Origin of the sequence: Microbacterium sp. NPDC064942 (assembly GCF_049545525.1) — a bacterium.
GTDB lineage: Bacteria > Actinomycetota > Actinomycetes > Actinomycetales > Microbacteriaceae > Microbacterium > Microbacterium gawkjiense.
Genome location: NZ_JBMWDR010000002.1, coordinates 297,342 through 314,146, shown reverse-complemented (window position 1 = coordinate 314,146; position 16,805 = coordinate 297,342). Strand labels below are relative to the sequence as shown.

At 72.0% G+C, this 16,805-nt stretch carries 15 protein-coding genes and 1 tRNA gene; 8 read left to right on the top strand and 8 right to left on the bottom strand.

Going from position 1 to position 16,805, the window contains the following annotated elements; all coding sequences use genetic code 11:
- Positions 1-8: 8 nt before the first annotated feature.
- The 6 genes from ACPEH2_RS05845 to ACPEH2_RS05820 all read right to left on the bottom strand — a co-directional run bounded on the left by ACPEH2_RS05845 (position 9) and on the right by ACPEH2_RS05820 (position 5,100).
- Complete coding sequence (locus ACPEH2_RS05845) at positions 9-431, bottom strand: MarR family winged helix-turn-helix transcriptional regulator (RefSeq protein ID WP_423718465.1); 423 nt, start codon at positions 429-431, stop codon at positions 9-11.
- Between the two features lie 350 nt (positions 432-781).
- Positions 782-854, bottom strand: a tRNA-Arg gene (locus ACPEH2_RS05840).
- A 62-nt stretch (positions 855-916) separates the two neighbouring features.
- Positions 917-1,561: an asparagine synthase gene (locus ACPEH2_RS05835; protein WP_363378945.1), complete on the bottom strand. Its 645-nt coding sequence runs from the start codon at positions 1,559-1,561 to the stop codon at positions 917-919.
- A 49-nt stretch (positions 1,562-1,610) separates the two neighbouring features.
- Complete coding sequence (locus tag ACPEH2_RS05830) at positions 1,611-3,086, bottom strand: serine hydrolase domain-containing protein (protein ID WP_423718445.1); 1,476 nt, start codon at positions 3,084-3,086, stop codon at positions 1,611-1,613.
- Positions 3,087-3,115: 29 nt separating this feature from the next.
- On the bottom strand, positions 3,116-4,069 hold the full coding sequence (locus tag ACPEH2_RS05825) for an aldose 1-epimerase family protein (protein ID WP_423718444.1): 954 nt from the start codon (positions 4,067-4,069) through the stop codon (positions 3,116-3,118).
- On the bottom strand, positions 4,066-5,100 hold the full coding sequence (locus ACPEH2_RS05820; RefSeq protein ID WP_423718443.1) for a zinc-binding dehydrogenase: 1,035 nt from the start codon (positions 5,098-5,100) through the stop codon (positions 4,066-4,068). The genes ACPEH2_RS05825 and ACPEH2_RS05820 overlap by 4 nt, the downstream gene beginning before the upstream one ends.
- 52 nt (positions 5,101-5,152) lie before the next feature.
- Between ACPEH2_RS05820 and ACPEH2_RS05815 the strand changes: the two genes are divergently transcribed.
- On the top strand, positions 5,153-6,391 hold the full coding sequence (locus ACPEH2_RS05815; RefSeq protein WP_423718441.1) for an FAD-dependent oxidoreductase: 1,239 nt from the start codon (positions 5,153-5,155) through the stop codon (positions 6,389-6,391).
- Positions 6,392-6,394: 3 nt separating this feature from the next.
- On the opposite strand, the gene ACPEH2_RS05810 is transcribed toward ACPEH2_RS05815, so the two are convergent.
- Positions 6,395-7,237, bottom strand: coding sequence for a sulfurtransferase (locus tag ACPEH2_RS05810; RefSeq protein WP_423718439.1), 843 nt, complete (start codon positions 7,235-7,237; stop codon positions 6,395-6,397).
- A gap of 328 nt (positions 7,238-7,565) precedes the next feature.
- On the opposite strand from ACPEH2_RS05810, the gene ACPEH2_RS05805 reads away from it, so the two are divergent.
- Genes ACPEH2_RS05805 through ACPEH2_RS05775 form a run of 7 tightly spaced genes read left to right on the top strand, consistent with a single transcriptional unit; the run spans position 7,566 to position 15,148 of the window.
- A complete protein-coding gene (locus ACPEH2_RS05805) occupies positions 7,566-8,717 on the top strand; it encodes an ABC transporter ATP-binding protein (RefSeq protein WP_423718438.1) in 1,152 nt (383 codons plus the stop codon).
- A 37-nt stretch (positions 8,718-8,754) separates the two neighbouring features.
- A complete protein-coding gene (locus ACPEH2_RS05800; RefSeq protein ID WP_423718436.1) occupies positions 8,755-9,942 on the top strand; it encodes an extracellular solute-binding protein in 1,188 nt (395 codons plus the stop codon).
- A complete protein-coding gene (locus ACPEH2_RS05795; RefSeq protein WP_423718434.1) occupies positions 9,935-10,819 on the top strand; it encodes an ABC transporter permease in 885 nt (294 codons plus the stop codon). The genes ACPEH2_RS05800 and ACPEH2_RS05795 overlap by 8 nt, the downstream gene beginning before the upstream one ends.
- On the top strand, positions 10,816-11,727 hold the full coding sequence (locus tag ACPEH2_RS05790) for an ABC transporter permease (protein WP_423718433.1): 912 nt from the start codon (positions 10,816-10,818) through the stop codon (positions 11,725-11,727). The genes ACPEH2_RS05795 and ACPEH2_RS05790 overlap by 4 nt, the downstream gene beginning before the upstream one ends.
- 3 nt (positions 11,728-11,730) lie before the next feature.
- The gene (locus ACPEH2_RS05785; protein WP_423718431.1) at positions 11,731-13,383 is read left to right on the top strand and encodes an amidohydrolase; all 1,653 of its coding nucleotides are present in this window, start codon (positions 11,731-11,733) and stop codon (positions 13,381-13,383) included.
- Positions 13,380-14,816, top strand: a complete 1,437-nt coding sequence (locus tag ACPEH2_RS05780) for an NAD(P)/FAD-dependent oxidoreductase (protein ID WP_423718430.1) — start codon at positions 13,380-13,382, stop codon at positions 14,814-14,816. The genes ACPEH2_RS05785 and ACPEH2_RS05780 overlap by 4 nt, the downstream gene beginning before the upstream one ends.
- Positions 14,813-15,148 (top strand): cupin domain-containing protein, encoded by a 336-nt coding sequence (locus ACPEH2_RS05775; protein WP_423718429.1) that lies wholly within the window; start codon positions 14,813-14,815, stop codon positions 15,146-15,148. The genes ACPEH2_RS05780 and ACPEH2_RS05775 overlap by 4 nt, the downstream gene beginning before the upstream one ends.
- Positions 15,149-15,155: 7 nt before the next feature.
- Here the strand turns inward: ACPEH2_RS05775 and ACPEH2_RS05770 are convergent, their stop codons facing one another.
- Positions 15,156-16,763 carry a PucR family transcriptional regulator gene (locus ACPEH2_RS05770; protein WP_423718428.1) on the bottom strand — a complete coding sequence of 536 codons (1,608 nt, stop codon included), beginning with the start codon at positions 16,761-16,763 and terminating at the stop codon, positions 15,156-15,158.
- Positions 16,764-16,805 lie beyond the last annotated feature (42 nt).

The following is a 16,805-nucleotide window of genomic DNA, read 5'->3' as shown; positions in this document are numbered from 1 at the left end:
TCCTTTCGTCAGGAGGCGATCGCCTCGTCGGTGGTGCGCATGACGCGGTTCAGGTCGTGGACCACGTCGAGCAGCATCCGTGCCTTCTCCTCGTTCAGTCCGGTGCAGCGCGCGATCTCCGCGCCGACGACGGACAGCTCCGAGCGGAGAGTGCGGCCGTCGTCCGTCAGCGCGACCTCGACGACACGCTCGTCGTGGGGGCTGCGCGAACGGGAGACGACACCGCGCGCTTCGAGGCGGCGGATGAGGGGCGAGAGGGTGCCCGAGTCGAGGAAGAGCTCTTCGCCCAGTTCCTTGACCGACCGGGGCTGCTGCTCGCCGAGAGCGACGATGACGAGGTACTGCGGGTACGTCAGCTTCCACGGCGCAAGCACACGCCGGTAGGCCTGCGTGAACGCGTGGCTGGCCGAGTACACCCCGAAGCACACCATCTGCTCGATTGCTCTCATACGACAATGGTGGCACGCAATCAAATTGTGCACAACTTAACTGGGTGAGCGTGGTCGCGAGCGACCCGCGATCTCCGGCGGTCGACGCCTTGACCGTGGTGGCCCACTCCCACACCTCAGCGCGGGTGCCGAGGACGACCGAGGTCTCCCACCGCCGGAAGCCGCGACCCGCGTCGGTCCACACTTCGTCAGCAGGATGCGTCCGCGTCATCGGCACCGCGCTCGTCACCGAACGATCCTGACACGGCTATGGCCCGCCGTGAGCGATCGCGCCGGAGAACAGGTAAGGCCCCGCCGAAGCGGGGCCTTACCTGGACTGTCTCAACACAGTGTGCGCCCGAAGGGACTCGAACCCCTAACCTTCTGATCCGTAGTCAGATGCTCTATCCATTGAGCTACGGGCGCATGGCCTGTTTCCGGGCCGAGGAACAGCATACGTCACCACGGGCCGCATCCGAAATCGAGGCCTATTCGAGCTCGCCCGGATCGATCCCTCCGTGGCCGGCCTCGAGGATCGGCTCGGGTTCGACGCCCTCTTCGCGCAGCGCCTGCTGCTTGGCGACGCTGCGTCGGTGCGCGCGGAGCTTGGGTAGGTCGACCAGGCGCAGCGCCTGCATGCGGGCCACCCGCATCCGCTCGTAGTCGGCGTCGAGGTCGGGGCGCGCCGCCGTGATCCGAAGGGACCGGTCGATGTTCTTCGACACCTCGGCCCAGGCCGCGTCCCGCGCGTCGACGACGAGCTTGCGCAGTTCCTCCTGGTCCTCGGCGCGGGCGCGCAGTTCTTTAGCGACGTGCAGCGACTGCTTGCGGCGGCGGCGGAGGTTGCGGACGTCGCGGCTGCGGTAGTCGTGCGTCCCGCTCGAGTCGGAGTAGCGCGTGCGCGCCGCCTTGCGTTCGCGGTCGGTGCGGGCGGCATCCGCTTCGGCCTCTTCGGCGAGTGAGACCAGGATGTCGCGGGCATCGCCGAGGAAGCGCTCCGGATCGAAGTCGTCACCGTCGACGAGGATGTCGACGAGGATGCGGTTCTTCAACGCCAAACGCGTCGCCGCGGACGCGATGTAGAGCCCCTCGGCGACGACGTCCCGGGTCCTGACCCGCTCATTGTCCGTCACGCTCACCCCTCACCGACGATTCTACCGAGGCAGGCGCAGCGGATGCCGGTCAGCCGAGCGACGGCAGCGCGTGACCGGCCGGGCCGTCGCCGCGCAGCGGCGGGAACCGCCAGGCGATCGAGGCCGCGCCGCCGGGGGCGATGTCGACGAGGAGCGAGTGCGGTGTCTGGATCATGCGCAACCGCGCGTGCCACGCACCGTCCGCGTCCACGCCCGCGACGGCGCGGAAGGGCACCGCGTCGAGCCCGTCGGCGGGCGCCGGCCACTCCCCCTCAGCCCACGTGCCGCGACCGACGGGAAGAGTCACATCGAGACCGTCGCCGAGGAACCGGAGAGTCCACCCGTCGCCCGCCTCGGCGACCTCGACGCGCTCAGCACCCGGCACGGCCTCACCGAACGAGAACGGGCCCACGACCGGCGACGACACGTCGGCGTCGAAGGTTCCCGCGAAGCCCGCATCGGTGTCGTCCGGCAGCGGGAGCGCCAGCGACGAGAGCCGCGCCGCGAGTGCCGCATCGGCCTCGGCGGTGCCCGCCCCCGTCATCGCGGGGCGCAGGTGCGTCGTGATGAGGCTCAGGAGCTCCTGCATGTCGATCGTCTCGCCGGTCGTGACGATCACGGCATCCTCTTCGGGCCACACGATGATGAACTGGCCGTACGCCCCGTCGCCGCGGAAGCCGTGCCGGTTCATCCAGTACTGGAAGCCGTACCCCTGCTGCCAATCGATCGGCTCGGGCGCGCCGGGGCCGCGGTGCGCGGTGTCGTTGTCCATCTGCTTCGACGTGGCGGTGGCGACCCACTCGGGGTCGAGGATCTGCTCGCCCTGCCAGCGGCCGCCGTCGAGGACGAGCTGCCCCGTCTTGGCGAGCGATTCGGTGAAGACGTGGATGCCGCTGAAGCCCATCTCGACGTCGCCGAGCATCATCCACTGCGCCTCGTGGATGCCGAGCGGCTCGAGCAGGCGCGGACGCAGGTAGTCGAGGATCGTCCCGCCCGTCGTCTTGGCGACGAGCCGCCCGACGCCGTAGATGGTCGGCTGACTGTAGGCGAAGACGCTGCCCGGCTCGCGCTCGGGCGGAACGCGGAAGAATCCGGCGAGCACGTCGCCGCCCGCACCCTCCGCCGCGGCTGCGGCACGGTCGAGCGCCTCGCTCTCGTGCCCGCTCGACATCGTCAGCGCGTGACGCACGAGGTATCGGCGGTACTTGTCGTCGACGTCGTCCGGCACCAGCTCGGGGAAGTGGTCGATCATGACGTCGTCGAGTCCGAAACGCCCCTCCGCGACGGCGAGACCGGCAGCGGCGGACGTGAACGTCTTCGACAGCGAGTACACGAGGTGCTTCAGATCGGGCGCGAACGGCGCCCACCATCCCTCGGCGATCACGGTGCCGTGGCGCAGCACCATGAGGCTGTGCATCTCGGCCTCGGTCTGCCCGACGGCGTCGAGCAGGCGTTCGACACCGGCGGCATCCACCCCCTGCGCGGACGGGGTGGACCGGGGCAGGGAGGTGGACGTCGACGTCATGTCGCCATCCTAGGGATGACGATGCAGGGTCAGATCGCCGCGATGCGCCACGAGGCCGAGAACTCGGCGCCCGGCTCGAGCACCAGCAGGCCCGCGTCGTAGTCGTACGAGGCGGCGTTGAACGCGTCGGGCGCGCACGTCATCGGCTCGACGGCGACACCGTTGCGGTGCGCCGGGTTCGCGGGCCCGTCGGGCTTGTCGCCCGTGTAGACCTGCACCCACGGGCACTCCGCACCCCAGGTGACCTCGACGCCGACACCCGACGGGTCGGTCAGGCGCAGGACGGCCGTACCGGCGGCATCCGTCTCGAGGTCGGTGAACGCGTGGTCGAGCTGCACGTCGCCGAGCGGCCGCGGCGCGCGCCGGTCGAACCGCTCGGGGTCGTGGTCGGTCACGGGGTGCAGCGCGACGGGGCTGAGCCGGTCGGGCGTGACTTCGAGGACGGATGCCGCGGGCAGCGCGAGCGTCCATTCGTCGAGCCGCGCGGGGCCGGCCTTCAGGTACGGGTGCGGGCCGGTGCCGAACGGTGCGGGCCGGTCGCTGAGGTTGCGTGCACGCACCGTCTGCGTGAGCCCGTCCGCGCCGAGGGCGTACGTCGTCTCGACGCGCACACGCCACGGGTACCCCGACTGGGGGACGACGGTCGCGCCGAGGGTCACCGCGCTCTCGGTGCCCGAGACGCGCTCGAAGTCGGCCCACGAGAGCAGGCCGTGGAGGGCGTGCGAGCGCTCGGGTTCGGTCAGCGCCGCCACGAGCTCCTGGCCGTCGAAGGTGTACGTGCCGTCGACGATGCGGTTCGGCCAGGGGGCGAGCGTCGTGCCGCGGTAGTCGGGGCGCACCTCGTCGGCGTCGAACGGGACGATGAGGTCGCGGCCGTCGTGGCGGAGGACGCGCAGCGAGGCGCCGGTCGAGACGATGACCGCCTCGTACGGGCCGAAGCGAAGGGTGTGCTGGGTGCCGGAGAGCGGCAGGGCGGAGGTCACGGGCGGAGCATCACTTTCAGGGCGGCGCGGTCATCCATCAGGCGGTAGCCGTCGGCGGCTTCGCCGAGGCTCAGTTCGCGATCGAAGACGGCCCCGGGGTCGACTGTACCGTCGAGGACGCCCGGCAGGAGGTCGTCGATGTAGGCCCGCACCGGTGCGACGCCGCCGGTGACCGTGACGTTCTTCTCGAACTGCACCCGCTGCAGCGGCGCGTCGGCGTACTGGGGCACGCCGACGCGGGTCACGGTGCCGCCGGCGCGCACGGCGCCGAGGGCCTGCTCGTACGCCGGCAGGTGACCGACCGCGTCGATGACGACGTGCGCGCCGAGGCCGCCGGTCAGCTCGCGAACGGCGGCCACGCCCTCGTCGCCGCGGGCCGCGACGACGTCGGTCGCGCCGTAGCGGCGGCCCAGGTCGGTGCGCGCCTCGTGGCGGCCCATGAGGATGATGCGCTCCGCCCCGAGCCTCTGCGCGGACAGCACGGCGAGCAGCCCGACGGCGCCGTCGCCGATGACGACGACGTCCGTGCCGGTCGCGACGCCGCCCGTGACCGCCGCGTGCCAGCCCGTGCCGTAGACGTCGCTGAGGGTCAGGAGGCCCGGCATCCGCGGGTCGTCCTCGGCGACGTCGACCCGATACAGGGTGCCGTCGGCGAACGGGGCGCGCCGACGCTCGGCCTGCGCACCGCCGGCGCCCGTGGGCACCGAGAGGCCCGCGAAGCGGCACGAGGTCTGCAGCCCGGCACGACAGAACTCGCACGCGCCGCACGAGAAGACGAACGGCACGATGACGACGTCACCGGGCGCGACCGTGCGGACCTCGGAACCGACCTCCTCGACGACGCCGATCATCTCGTGCCCCATCGAGCGCCCCCGCTCGGACGGGGTCATCGAGTGGTATGGGTGCAGGTCGCTGCCGCACACGCACGCGACGACGGTGCGAAGGACGGCGTCGGTGGGCTGTTCGATCCGGGGCTCGGGGGCGTCGATCACGCGGACGTCACCGGGACCGTACATATACGCAGCTCGCATCCTTGAATTCAACTACGGATGCCGGGGCGACGCGCTGTGCGAGGCTGTCGCCATGGCCGCACTCCACGATGTCGTCGTCATCGGCGCGGGCCTCGCCGGGCTCCGCTGCGCGACGCTGCTCGCCCGCGCCGGACGCGACGTCGTCGTCCTCGACGCGGCCGACGAGGTCGGCGGTCGGCAGCGCACCGACCGCGTCGACGGGTTCCTGCTCGACCGGGGGTTCCAGGTCGTGAACCCCCACTACGACGCGCTCGCCCGCGCGCTCGATCCCGCCGACCTCGACCTGCGCCCGTTCCCCGTCGGGGTGCGTGTCGTGCGCGGCGGAGGGTCGGACGTCCTCGCGCATCCGCTGCGGCACCCCGAGCTCCTGCCGGCCACCGTCGCGGGTGCGTTCTCGGGTCTCGTCTCGGCGCGGGATCTCGTAGCCGCGGCGCGGTGGCTCGTGCCGGCGCTGGTGCGCCCGGCATCCGTCGCCGAGGGACACGACGCGACCCTGCATGAGAGGTGGGACCGCGTCGGTCTGACCGGCCCGCTGCGCCGCTCGGTGCTCGAACCGTTCCTCACCGGCGTGCTCGCCGACGACGGCGCCGCGACGTCCGGCGCGTACGCGACGCTGCTCGCCCGGCTGTTCGCGCTCGGCCGCCCGGGCGTGCCCGCGCAGGGCGTCGCGACCCTGCCGCGACGGCTCGCCGACCTCGCCCGTACCGCGGGGGCCGACATCCGCCTCTCTCATGCCGTGCGCAGCATGGACGTCCGCGCAGACCGTGTCGAGCTCGACGGGGCCGCCCCGATCGCCGCGCGCGAGGTGGTCGTGGCCGTGGGCGGCGAGGCGCTGGCGGGGCTCACCGACCTGCCGGCACCGGCGATGCGGGGGCTGCAGACGTGGTGGTTCGGCACGGGGCCGGAGGCACCGGCATCCGCTCTGCTCGCGGTGGACGGCGAGCGCTCGGGACCGATCGTCAACAGCGTCGTGATGTCACGGACGGCCCCCGCCTACGCGTCGGCCGGCCGGCACCTCGTGGCGGCGAGCTGCCTGCTGGGCAGCGGTGCCGACGAGCGTGCCGTGCGCGCCCACATGGAGCGGATGTGGGGCGGCGAGGCGCGGAGCTGGGAGCTGCTGCGCCGCGACGACATCCCCCACGCGCTGCCGGCTCTGCCTCCGCCGCTGCGGCACGCGTCGCCGGTGCGCCTGTCGGATCGGGTCGTCCTCGCGGGCGATCACCGCGAGACGCCGTCGATCGCGGGCGCGCTCGTCTCGGCTGAGCGCGCGGCCCGGGCCGTCCTCGGCTGAGCGTTACGGGCGATCGCCGGTCGCGACCGGGCGGTCGGGGTGGTTCGCCCACTGGCTCCACGACCCGCCGTAGAGCGCCGCGTCGACGCCGGCGAGGCTCAGCGCGAATGCGGCCTGCGCGGCCGACACCCCCGAGCCGCAGCTGACGCCGACGGTCGTGTCGCCAGCGACGCCGAGCGCCGCGTAGCGCTCACGCAGGTGCTCGGGCGAGAGGAAGCGCCCGTGCTCGTCGACGTTGCCGCCCGTCGGCGCGTTGACCGCGCCGGGGATGTGCCCCGCCCGCGGGTCCATCGGCTCGACGTCGCCGCGGTAGCGCTCGGGCGCGCGCACGTCGAAGAGGATCCCGGATGCCGGCAGCGCCGCCGCCTCGTCGATGTCGAGGCGCGGCAGGTGTCCCGGCGTCAGCGCGACGTCGCCGCGCGCCGCGTGCACGGGCCCGGACTCGAGCGGGAGGCCGGCGCTGCGCCATGCCCCCAGTCCACCGTCCAGCACGCGAACGTCGGGCACCCCGGCATCCGTCAACACCCACCAGGCGCGCGCGGCGCCGAATGTCTGCCAGTCGTCGTAGACCACGACGGTGTCGCCCGTGTCGACGCCCCAGCGCCGGGCGGCGGTCTGCAGGTCGGCGATGTCGGGCAGCGGATGCCGGCCGTCCTCCGGCGCGCCGTGGGCGGCGAGCTCGTCGTTGAGGCTCACGTACACCGCACCGGGGATGTGACCCGCCTCGTAGTCCGCCCGCCCGTCGGGGCGGTCGAGCCGCCACCGCACGTCGAGGACCGTCAGCGGCGCGGCATCCCGCATCATCCGCTCGAGCTCGTGGGGGTCGATCAGTCTCGCGCGAGTCATGGCTCGACCCTACGACCGTCGGGGCGAATCGCGACCATCTGCGACGCCTCGCGGGCTCCGGGGTCCGAGCCGACTCGAACTGTTCGCATGCCGCCGCGATGACCGCACTTCGCGTCGGTTCGAGCCCGCCGGGAGGGAAGTGATCGACCGTCGCGAGAAGAGTTTGTTACCGCGCGGTGAACGTCTTCCGGACAAACTGTCGGCCCGTGCGCACGCCCGTCCGGATCCGTCCGATTCCCTTCCGGCCGCGTTGCACGGAACCCATCCGGACGTATTGAATGACGCGAAATGCGCCGCCCTCCGGCGCAAGAGCGGAGGACCCGTGACGATGGCACCCGAAGCCTTCCTGCAGGACGCGACCCGGACGAGCGCCCGAGAAGGCGCCGTCGTACTGACCGACGTCACGAAGCGCTACGGCGATCAGACCGCCGTCGACCGTCTCTCCCTCACCATCGAGCCGGGCGAGTTCATCTCGCTGCTCGGCCCGTCGGGATGCGGCAAGACGACCACCCTGCGCATGATCGCCGGTTTCGAACACCCCGACTCCGGACGCATCTCGATCTCGGGGGCGGATGTCCGGGGCACGCCTCCCAATAAGCGCGACGTGAACACGGTGTTCCAGGCGTACGCCCTCTTCCCCCACATGTCCGTCGCCGAGAACGTCGCCTACGGGCTGACGCAGCGGCGCACCTCGAAGTCCGAGATCCAGGAGCGCGTGACCGCCGCCCTCGACATGGTGCAGATGCGCCGCTTCGCCGGTCGCCGACCCACGCAGCTCTCCGGCGGTCAGCAGCAGCGCATCGCCCTCGCCCGCGCCCTCGTCAACCGGCCGTCCGTCCTCCTCCTCGACGAGCCGCTCGGCGCCCTCGACCGGCAGTTGCGCGAGGAGATGCAGCTCGAGCTCAAACTGCTGCAGTCGCGCCTGGGCATCACCTTCGTCTTCGTCACGCACGACCAGGGCGAGGCCCTCTCGATGAGCGACCGCATCGCGATCATGCGCGAGGGACGCATCGAGCAGCTCGCCGACGCCGACACGGTCTACTCGCGCCCGGCCACCGCCTACGTCGCGGCGTTCGTCGGGCAGCAGAACTTCTTCCGCGGCACGGTGACCGACGGCGGCGCCGGCATCGACAGCCCGCACGTGCGCGTCCGCGCGGCGGCGAGCGTCCTCCCCTCCGGCACCGGCAGCGCCGCGGTCCGCCCCGAGAACGTCACGATCGAGGGCGAGACGGATGCCGACGCGCAGCCGAACGAGGTGCGCGGAGAGCTCCTCGGCGTCTCGCACCTCGGCGAGACGATGCAGTACCTCGTGCGCCTGGGCGACGATCAGAGCCTCATCGTCCGGCGTCCGACGCCGCAGGCGCCGCGTCTGGCCCTCGGCGACGCGGTGGTCTGCCGCTGGCGCCCGCAGGACGTGCTGCTGTTCCCCTCGGACGACGCGGCCGCCGCAGCCGGGTACGTCGCCCCTCCCACCGAATGATCCCCGCACCGCACACTCACCGACCCGGAGGCACCCGATGACCGAGCCGAACCCGATCCGCGTCCTCGCCCACGCCGATGCCGTCCCCTTCATCCGTCGCGAGATCTCGCGGCGCCAGGTCCTCAGCCTGGCCGCGCTCGGCGGCACGGCCGCTCTGCTGGCCGCCTGCGCGCCGGGCGGCGGGTCGAGCACCGGCCCGCAGGCGCAGGCCAGCGGCGGGGCGCTCGAGGACGCACTCTCCGTCTATACGTGGGGCGACTACGACTCCCCCGACGTCGTCGCGGGATTCACGAAGGCGCTCGGCCCCAAGGTCTCGCTCGACTCGTACAGCTCCAACGAGGAGCTCATCGCGAAGCTCGTCGCCGCGAAGGGCACGAGCGGATACGACATCGTGGTCCCCACGGGCGTCTTCATCCCGCAGATGATCGAGAACGGGCTGCTCACGAAGCTGAACAAGGACCTCCTGCCGAACCTCTCGAACCTCGACCCGTCCTCGCTCGCACGCGCCTGGGACCCCGAGAACGAGTACTCCGTCTGCAAGGCGTGGGGCACGACCGGCTTCGTCTACGACAAGACCGTCATCACCCGCGAGCTGACGTCCTGGTCGGACTTCTTCGACGCCGCCCAGAACGAGGCGAGCGGCCGCACGAGCATGTCGGACGACCCAGCCGGCATCATCGGCGCCTACTTCTGGGCCAACGACCTGGACTGGAACACCGAGGACGCCGACGAGCTCGAGGCCTGCCGCGCGTTCCTCGTGAACGAGATCGCGCCGCACATCTCGGCGTTCGACTCCTACCCCGGCACGAACGCCATCCCGCAGGGCACGCAGGTCCTCATGCAGGCGTGGAACGGCGACGCCCGCCTGGGGCTGCTCGAATCGAGCGACCCCGACCGCTGGCAGTGGGTCCTCCCCGGCCCCGTCACCGAGCTCTGGATGGACAACTGGGCGATCGCGGCGGGCGCACCGCATCCCGAAGCGGCGCACGCCTTCATCAACTACTCGCTCACACCCGAGTCCCTCATGCTGTCCCTCGACTACATCGGTTACAACGTCGGCGGCAAGGACATGCAGAAGACGGCGGAGGACGCCGGGATGGAGCTGACCGATCTCATCTTCTTCACCGAGGCGCAGCTCGCGACCATGCACGAGCAGCAGCTCAATGACTCGCAGACGACGCGCGTCGCGATCTGGAACGAGATGAAGGCCGCTGCGGGTGCGTAGACGGTCGCTCGGCGGCCTGCTCGCGCTGCCCGCCTGGGCATGGCTGGTCGCGTTCTTCGTCGCCCCGGTCCTCCTGGTCGTGTGGTTCAGCTTCGGCTACAAGCCCGGGATCTTCGGGACGCACGCCAACGACGTGCTCTCGTTCGACCGCTACGTCGAGGCGCTGTCGCCGACCTTCTTCACGACGTTCCAGAACACCCTCTGGGTGGGGGTGCTCGGCACCGCCCTCTGCTTCGCGATCGGCGCACCGGTCGCCTACTGGATGGCGTTCAAGGTGCGCCCGCAGCGCCGCGGCATCCTGCTGGCGCTCATCCTCATCCCGTTCTGGACGAACTTCCTCGTGCGCACGATCGGCTGGCAGGTCATCATCGCGCCGGAGGGATGGCTGTCGTCGAGCCTGCAGCAACTGGGGCTGCTCGACGGTCCGCTCGATCTGCTCTACACCCGGGGCGCGGTCCTGCTGGGCGTGGTCTACAACTACCTGCCGCTGATGATCCTGCCGCTGTTCGTCGCGTTCGACCGGGTCGGTCCGCTCGTGCGCGAGGCGTCAAAGGACCTCGGTGCCGGCAAGTTCGCGACGTTCGCCCGCGTGACGCTGCCGCTCTCGCGTCCCGGCATCGTCGCGGGCGTGCTGCTCGTCTACATCCCGCTCATGGGCGACTACATCACGGCGACCGTCCTCGGGGGCGCGCAGGGCAACATGGTCGGTCAGCTCGTCGCGAGCCAGTTCCAGACCGCGCAGAACTGGGCGCTGGGCTCGGCGATGGCCGTCGTCCTGATGCTCGTCATCGCACTGAGCATCGGCGTCGCTGCGGGCCTCATGTGGCTCGTCCTGCTGCCGGCGCGACTGCGGAACCGTCTGGAGATCCCGGCATGAGCGTCACCACCAAGACCGAGGCGATCCTGCGTCGCAGCGACGGCACGCTGCCCGGCAGCGACCGCCGGCACCACCGCTCGTGGAGCGACATCGCCCTGAACGTCTGGGGCGTGCTGGTCCTCCTCTTCCTGTTCGCGCCGATCATCGTGATCGTCGTCTACTCGTTCAACACCGGCCGGCTGCTCGTGTCGTGGGACGGCTTCGGACTCGACGCGTTCGCGACGATCCTCGAGAAGCCCGCGGTGCAGAACGCGGTCCGGGTGTCGATCGTGACCGCCGCCTTCTCGGCGGCGATCGCGACCGTCCTCGGCACGCTCGCGGGAATCGCGATGGCCCGGCACCCCGGCAGGTGGGTGTGGTGGTTCCTGGGCCTGCTGCTGTTCGTCTCGGTCACGCCCGAGATCGTCGACGCGGTCGCGCTGCTCCCCTGGTTCGTCATGCTGGGGCAGGATGCCGGAATGGCGGTGTTCGACGACGGCATCGTCCGCCTGTCGATCGGCGCCTCGCTCTTCTCGACCGCCGTCGTCTCGTACCTCGTCCGCGCCCGCCTCGTCGGGCAGGACGCCAACCTCGAGGAGGCCTCGAGCGACCTGTACGCGTCGGCGTTCACGACGTTCCGTCGGGTGACCCTGCCACTGGCGGCCCCCGCGGTCTTCGCCGGCTTCCTCCTCTCGTTCACGCTCGGTCTCGACAACACCGTCATCGCCGCCTTCGTGCAGGTGTCGGGCTCGACGCCGTGGCCCGTCTACGTCCTCAGCGCCGTGCGGTCGGGGCTGCGTCCCGAGATCGCGGCGGTGTCGACGGTGATGCTGCTGCTGACCCTCGTGGCCCTCGCGGTCGTCGCGATCGTCCTGCGTCGGGCCGGCGACTCCGCCACCGACATCGCCCGCACCATGGGAGGAGGATGAGCCGTGGCATCCGCTGATCTCGTCTTCACCGGCGGACCGGTCTTCACCGCCGACACCGTCCGCTCGCGCGCCTCGGCCGTCGCCGTCGCGGGAGGGCGCATCGTGGCTGTCGGGCACCACGTGTCGGAGCTGATCGGACCGGGCACCGAGGTCGTCGACCTCGCCGGACGGCTGCTCGTGCCCGGCTTCCAGGACGCGCACGTCCACCCCGTCTCCGGCGGACTCGAGCTGCTCCGCTGCGACCTCGGCGAGGGCACCACCGAGGCGGACTACCTCGCCACGATCGCGGAGTATGCGGCATCCCACCCGGACGAGGAGTGGATCCTCGGCGGCGGCTGGGCGATGTCGGCGTTCCCCGGCGGGACCCCCACCGCCACGGTGCTCGACCGCGTCCTGCCGGACCGGCCCGCCTTCCTCCCCAACCGCGACGGGCACGGGGCATGGGTGAACTCCGCTGCGCTGCGCCTCGCCGGCATCGACCGCGACACCCCCGACCCGGACGACGGACGGATCGAACGGGATGCCGACGGCCACCCGACGGGCACGCTCCACGAGGGCGCGATGTCGCTCGTGAACCGGCTGATCGACGACCCCTCCCCCGCCTTCCTGCGCGAGGCCCTCCTCGCCGGCCAGCGGTACCTGCACTCGTTCGGGATCACCGCGTGGCAGGACGCGATCGTGGGAACCTACAGCGACCTCGTCGACCAGGGCGAGACCTACCGCGAGGCGGCCCGGGACGGCTCGCTCACCGGCAAGGTCGTCGGCGCGCTCTGGTGGGACCGCACGGCGGGGCTGGAGCAGATCCCGTCGCTCCTCGAGCGTCGCGAGCGCTTCAGCCACGGCCGTTTCCAGGCCACGAGCATCAAGATCATGCAGGACGGCGTCGCGGAGAACTTCACCGCCTCGATGCTCGCGCCCTACCACGACGGTCACGGCCACCCCACCGACAATTCGGGCATCTCGTTCGTAGACCCCGAGATCCTGAACAAGGCCGTCCCGCAGCTGGACGCCCTCGGCTTCCAGGTGCACTTCCACGCGATCGGCGACCGCGCCGTGCGGCAGTGCCTCGACGCCGTCGAGCACGCGATCGCCCGCAACGGTCGCACCGACAGCCGGCACCACATCGCGCACCTGCAGGTGATCCACCCCGACGACGTCGCACGGTTCCGGGAGCTCGGCGTCGCCGCCAACATGCAGTCCCTCTGGGCGACGTACGAGCCCCAGATGATCGACCTGACGCTGCCCTTCCTCGGCGAGCCGCGCATCGCGTGGCAGTACCCCTTCGGCGACCTCCTCCGCGCCGGTGCCGTGCTCGCGGCGGGCAGCGACTGGTCGGTCTCGACGCCCGACCCGCTCGCAGCGATCCACACCGCCGTCAACCGCATGGCCGCGCCGGGACACGAGGAGGGCGACTACGAGGCGTTCCTGCCCGAGCAGGCCATCGACCTCGCGACATCCCTCACCGCCTACACGGCCGGCTCCGCGTGGGTGAACCACCTCGACGAGACGACGGGCACGATCGAGGTCGGCAAGGCCGCCGACCTCGCCGTCCTCGACCGCGATCCGTTCGCCGGCCCCGCCGACCGGATCGGGGCGACGCGCGTGCTGCAGACCTTCGTCGACGGCACCCGCGTCTACGCGTCGGAGGACGCGTGAGCGCCCACACCACGGTCTTCGAGCGGCGGCCACCGGCAGCATCCGTCATCGACCGCAGTCTCGACGACAGTCGGCACGCCGTGTTCTGGACCGAGGACGTGCCCCGCACCCTGCGCCCGGACCGTCCGCCGCTGCGCGGCACCCACCGCGCCGACCTCGTGATCGTCGGCGCGGGGTACACCGGGCTCTGGACGGCGCTCCTCGCCGTCACCCGCGATCCGGGGCTCCGCGTCGTGGTCCTCGAGGCGAACCGGGTCGGCTGGGCGGCGTCGGGACGCAACGGCGGGTTCTGCGAGGCGAGCCTCACGCACGGGCCCGAGAACGGCCTGGCCCGCTGGCCCGACGAGATGCCGACCCTCGACCGCCTCGGCCGCGAGAACCTGGCCGCCATCGCGGCTGCGGAGGGCGACTACGGCATCGGTTTCCAGTTCGAGCGGACGGGCCAGCTCGCCCCCGCCGTCGAGGAGCACCAGCTGGCGTGGCTCGAGGACTGGGCGCGCGAGGACCCGCACGTCACCCTGCTCGACGAGGCGGCGACGCGACGGGAGGTCGACTCGCCCACCTACCTCGGCGCCGTGTGGGAGAAGGACACGACGGCGCTCGTCCACCCCGGACTGATGGCGGCGGAGCTCGCCCGCGCCTGCGAGGAGCGCGGCGTCGTCATCGCCGAACGCACCCGCGTCCGCGCGATCGAGACACCGTCCGCCGGCGGGGTGTCGGTCGTCACCGAGGAGGGGCGGGTGGATGCCGCGCACGCCGCGCTCGCGACGAACGTGTTCCCCTCGCTGCTGCGCCGCTACCGGCTCATGACTGTGCCGGTCTACGACTACGTCCTCATGACCGAGCCGCTCAGCGAGGCGCAGTGGGAGGCGATCGGCTGGCGCAACCGCCAGGGCATCGGCGACATGGCCAACCAGTTCCACTACTACCGCCCGACCCGGGACGGCCGCATCCTCTTCGGCGGCTACGACGCCGTCTACCATTACGGGCGCCGCGTCGACCCGCGCTACGAGGACCGACCCGAGTCCTGGCGCCGGCTCGCCAGCCACTTCTTCACGACGTTCCCGCAGCTCGAGGGGCTGCGGTTCTCGCACCGTTGGGCGGGGGCGATCGACACCTCGACCCAGTTCACGGCGTTCTTCGGCACCGCCCGGCGCGGGCGCGTCGCCTACGCCGCCGGGTTCACGGGCCTCGGGGTCGGATCGACGCGCTTCGCGGCCGACGTCATGCTCGACCTGCTCGGCGGTCTCGAGACCGAGCGGACCGCGCTCAAGATGGTGCGAAAGCGCCCGCTGCCCTTCCCGCCCGAACCGGCGGCCGCGATCGGGATCGAGGCGACGCGGTGGTCGCTGGATCGCGCCGACCATCGCCGCGGGCGCCGCAACGCACTCCTGCGGACCCTGGACGCGCTCGGCCTCGGGTTCGACTCATGAGCGCCCTCGAGCCGCAGACGGTGCAGGATGCCGCGGCCCTCGACATCCCCCTCTCCCCTCTCCCCACAGAGCAGGTCGTCGCCGGCGCGCCCGAGACCGGGTGGGTCGAGCTGACGGAGTCGGTCGGCGTGTGGGAGCACACCCCCGGCACCTCGACCGACGTCGAGGTGGACGAGGTGTTCGTCGTGCTGTCCGGCCGGGCCACCGTGCGGTGGGCCGGCGGCGAACTCGTCCTCTTCCCCGGCGCGGTCGGCCGCCTCTCGGCCGGGACGGCGACGGAGTGGACGGTCACCGAGACCCTGCGTAAGGTCTACGTGACGGACGGCGCCTGACGTGGACTCAGCCGACCGTCGCGCGACGCACGAGAAGCGCGAGGTGCAGCGCGGTCTGCACCTCGCCGTCGTCGAGGTCGGCGCCCAGCAGCTCCTGGATGAGCGCGATGCGCTGGTAGAACACCGAGCGCGAGAGGTGCGACGCGGATGCCGCGGCCGTGCGGTTGCCGGGATGGGCGAGCATCGCCTCGAGCACATCGAGGAGGTCGCCCGACCGGGCGAGGTCGTAGTCGATGAGCGGCGCGAGCATGCGTTCGCCGTGCTCGATGACGCGATGGTCGTCGCGCAGGGCCGTGATGAGCCGGGCGAGCGGCCGGTCCTCCGCGCGCCGCAGGTGCGGACCGCCGGTGCGCGGCGCCGTCGCGCCGCGGGCGAGGTCGATCGCCTCCTGCAGCGAGGCGAGCCCGGCATCCAGTCCCGTCGCGGCCGAGCCGATGGACAGGACCGTGCGATCGGGATCGCCTCCGAGGGCGACCGCGAACGCGCGGGCGGTGTCGTCGTCGAACGGGTCGCGCGTCGGCAGCGACAGGAGCATCGCGACGCCGCTGCCGGCAGGAGAGCCGGCGAGCGCGCGACCGCCCAGACGGCGCGCCGCGTCGTCGGCGACCTGCGGATCGGGCAGGACGCCCGTCGCGACCACTCCGCGCAGCTGCGCTCCGTCGACGGGGAGCCCCGCCGCCTCGACGCGCGCGGTGACCGGGCCGCGGGCGCCGAAGCGGCCGCGGATGAGCCGGTCGAGCAGCTGACTCCGGCCGATGCGACCCCACTCCTCGGCGCCGCCCTGGGTCAGCCGGCCGAACGAGAGGGCCAGCGCCCCCTGCTCGACGACGTTGAGCCGGCCGGCCGGATGCGGCGGGCCGGGCAGCGCGATGAGGTGACCCCAGCGGATCCCCCGCGCCTCGACGGGCACGATGAGCCAGTCCGGTTCCCCCGCGCCGCGGTGCGCGAGCCGGGAGCGCACTTCCCACCGGGTGAGGGTCTCCTCCTCGATCGCAGCGGGGACCGCCGCGACGACGACGTCGTGTGCGAGCGTCTCGAGGACGACGGGGGCGGACAGCACGTGACCGACCTGCGCGACGATGTCGTCGGCCGGGGCACCCCGCAGGGCGAGCGCCGTGAACCGCGACCGCACCTCCTCGCGGACCCGCAGCGCGGCCGACTGATCGTCGATGATCCGGCGGTGCACCGCCTCGGTGATCCCGACGAACTTCACCTCGTCGTGCAGGGCTACCAGCGCGAGACCGTTCGCGCGGGCGGCCGAGACGACTGCGGGTGGCACCGCGGCGTGGTGGGTCCCGAGCTCGAGGACGAGACACGAAAGCCCCGCACGAGCGAGCTCGACGACGAACTCGGCCAATCGCTCGGGGTCGTCGGGCCACGCCGACCCGGTCGACAGCAAAAGCTCTCCGCCGTTGAGCAGCCGGGCGACGCCCGGGCTGTCGGAGACGTGCACCCACCGCACGAAGGCATCCAGCGCCGGACCGCCGACGAGCACCTCGGGCCTACCCGACTGCAGCGCACCGAGGGCGAGCACCTCCCGCACCCGGGGCAGGCTGACGGCGCCGTCCGGACGTTCGGTCCGCTCCGGCATCCGATCGTCGTCGGTGTCAGGCATCGATACTCGCCGTTCGGGTTCAGGGAGCACAGGTGGGCACAG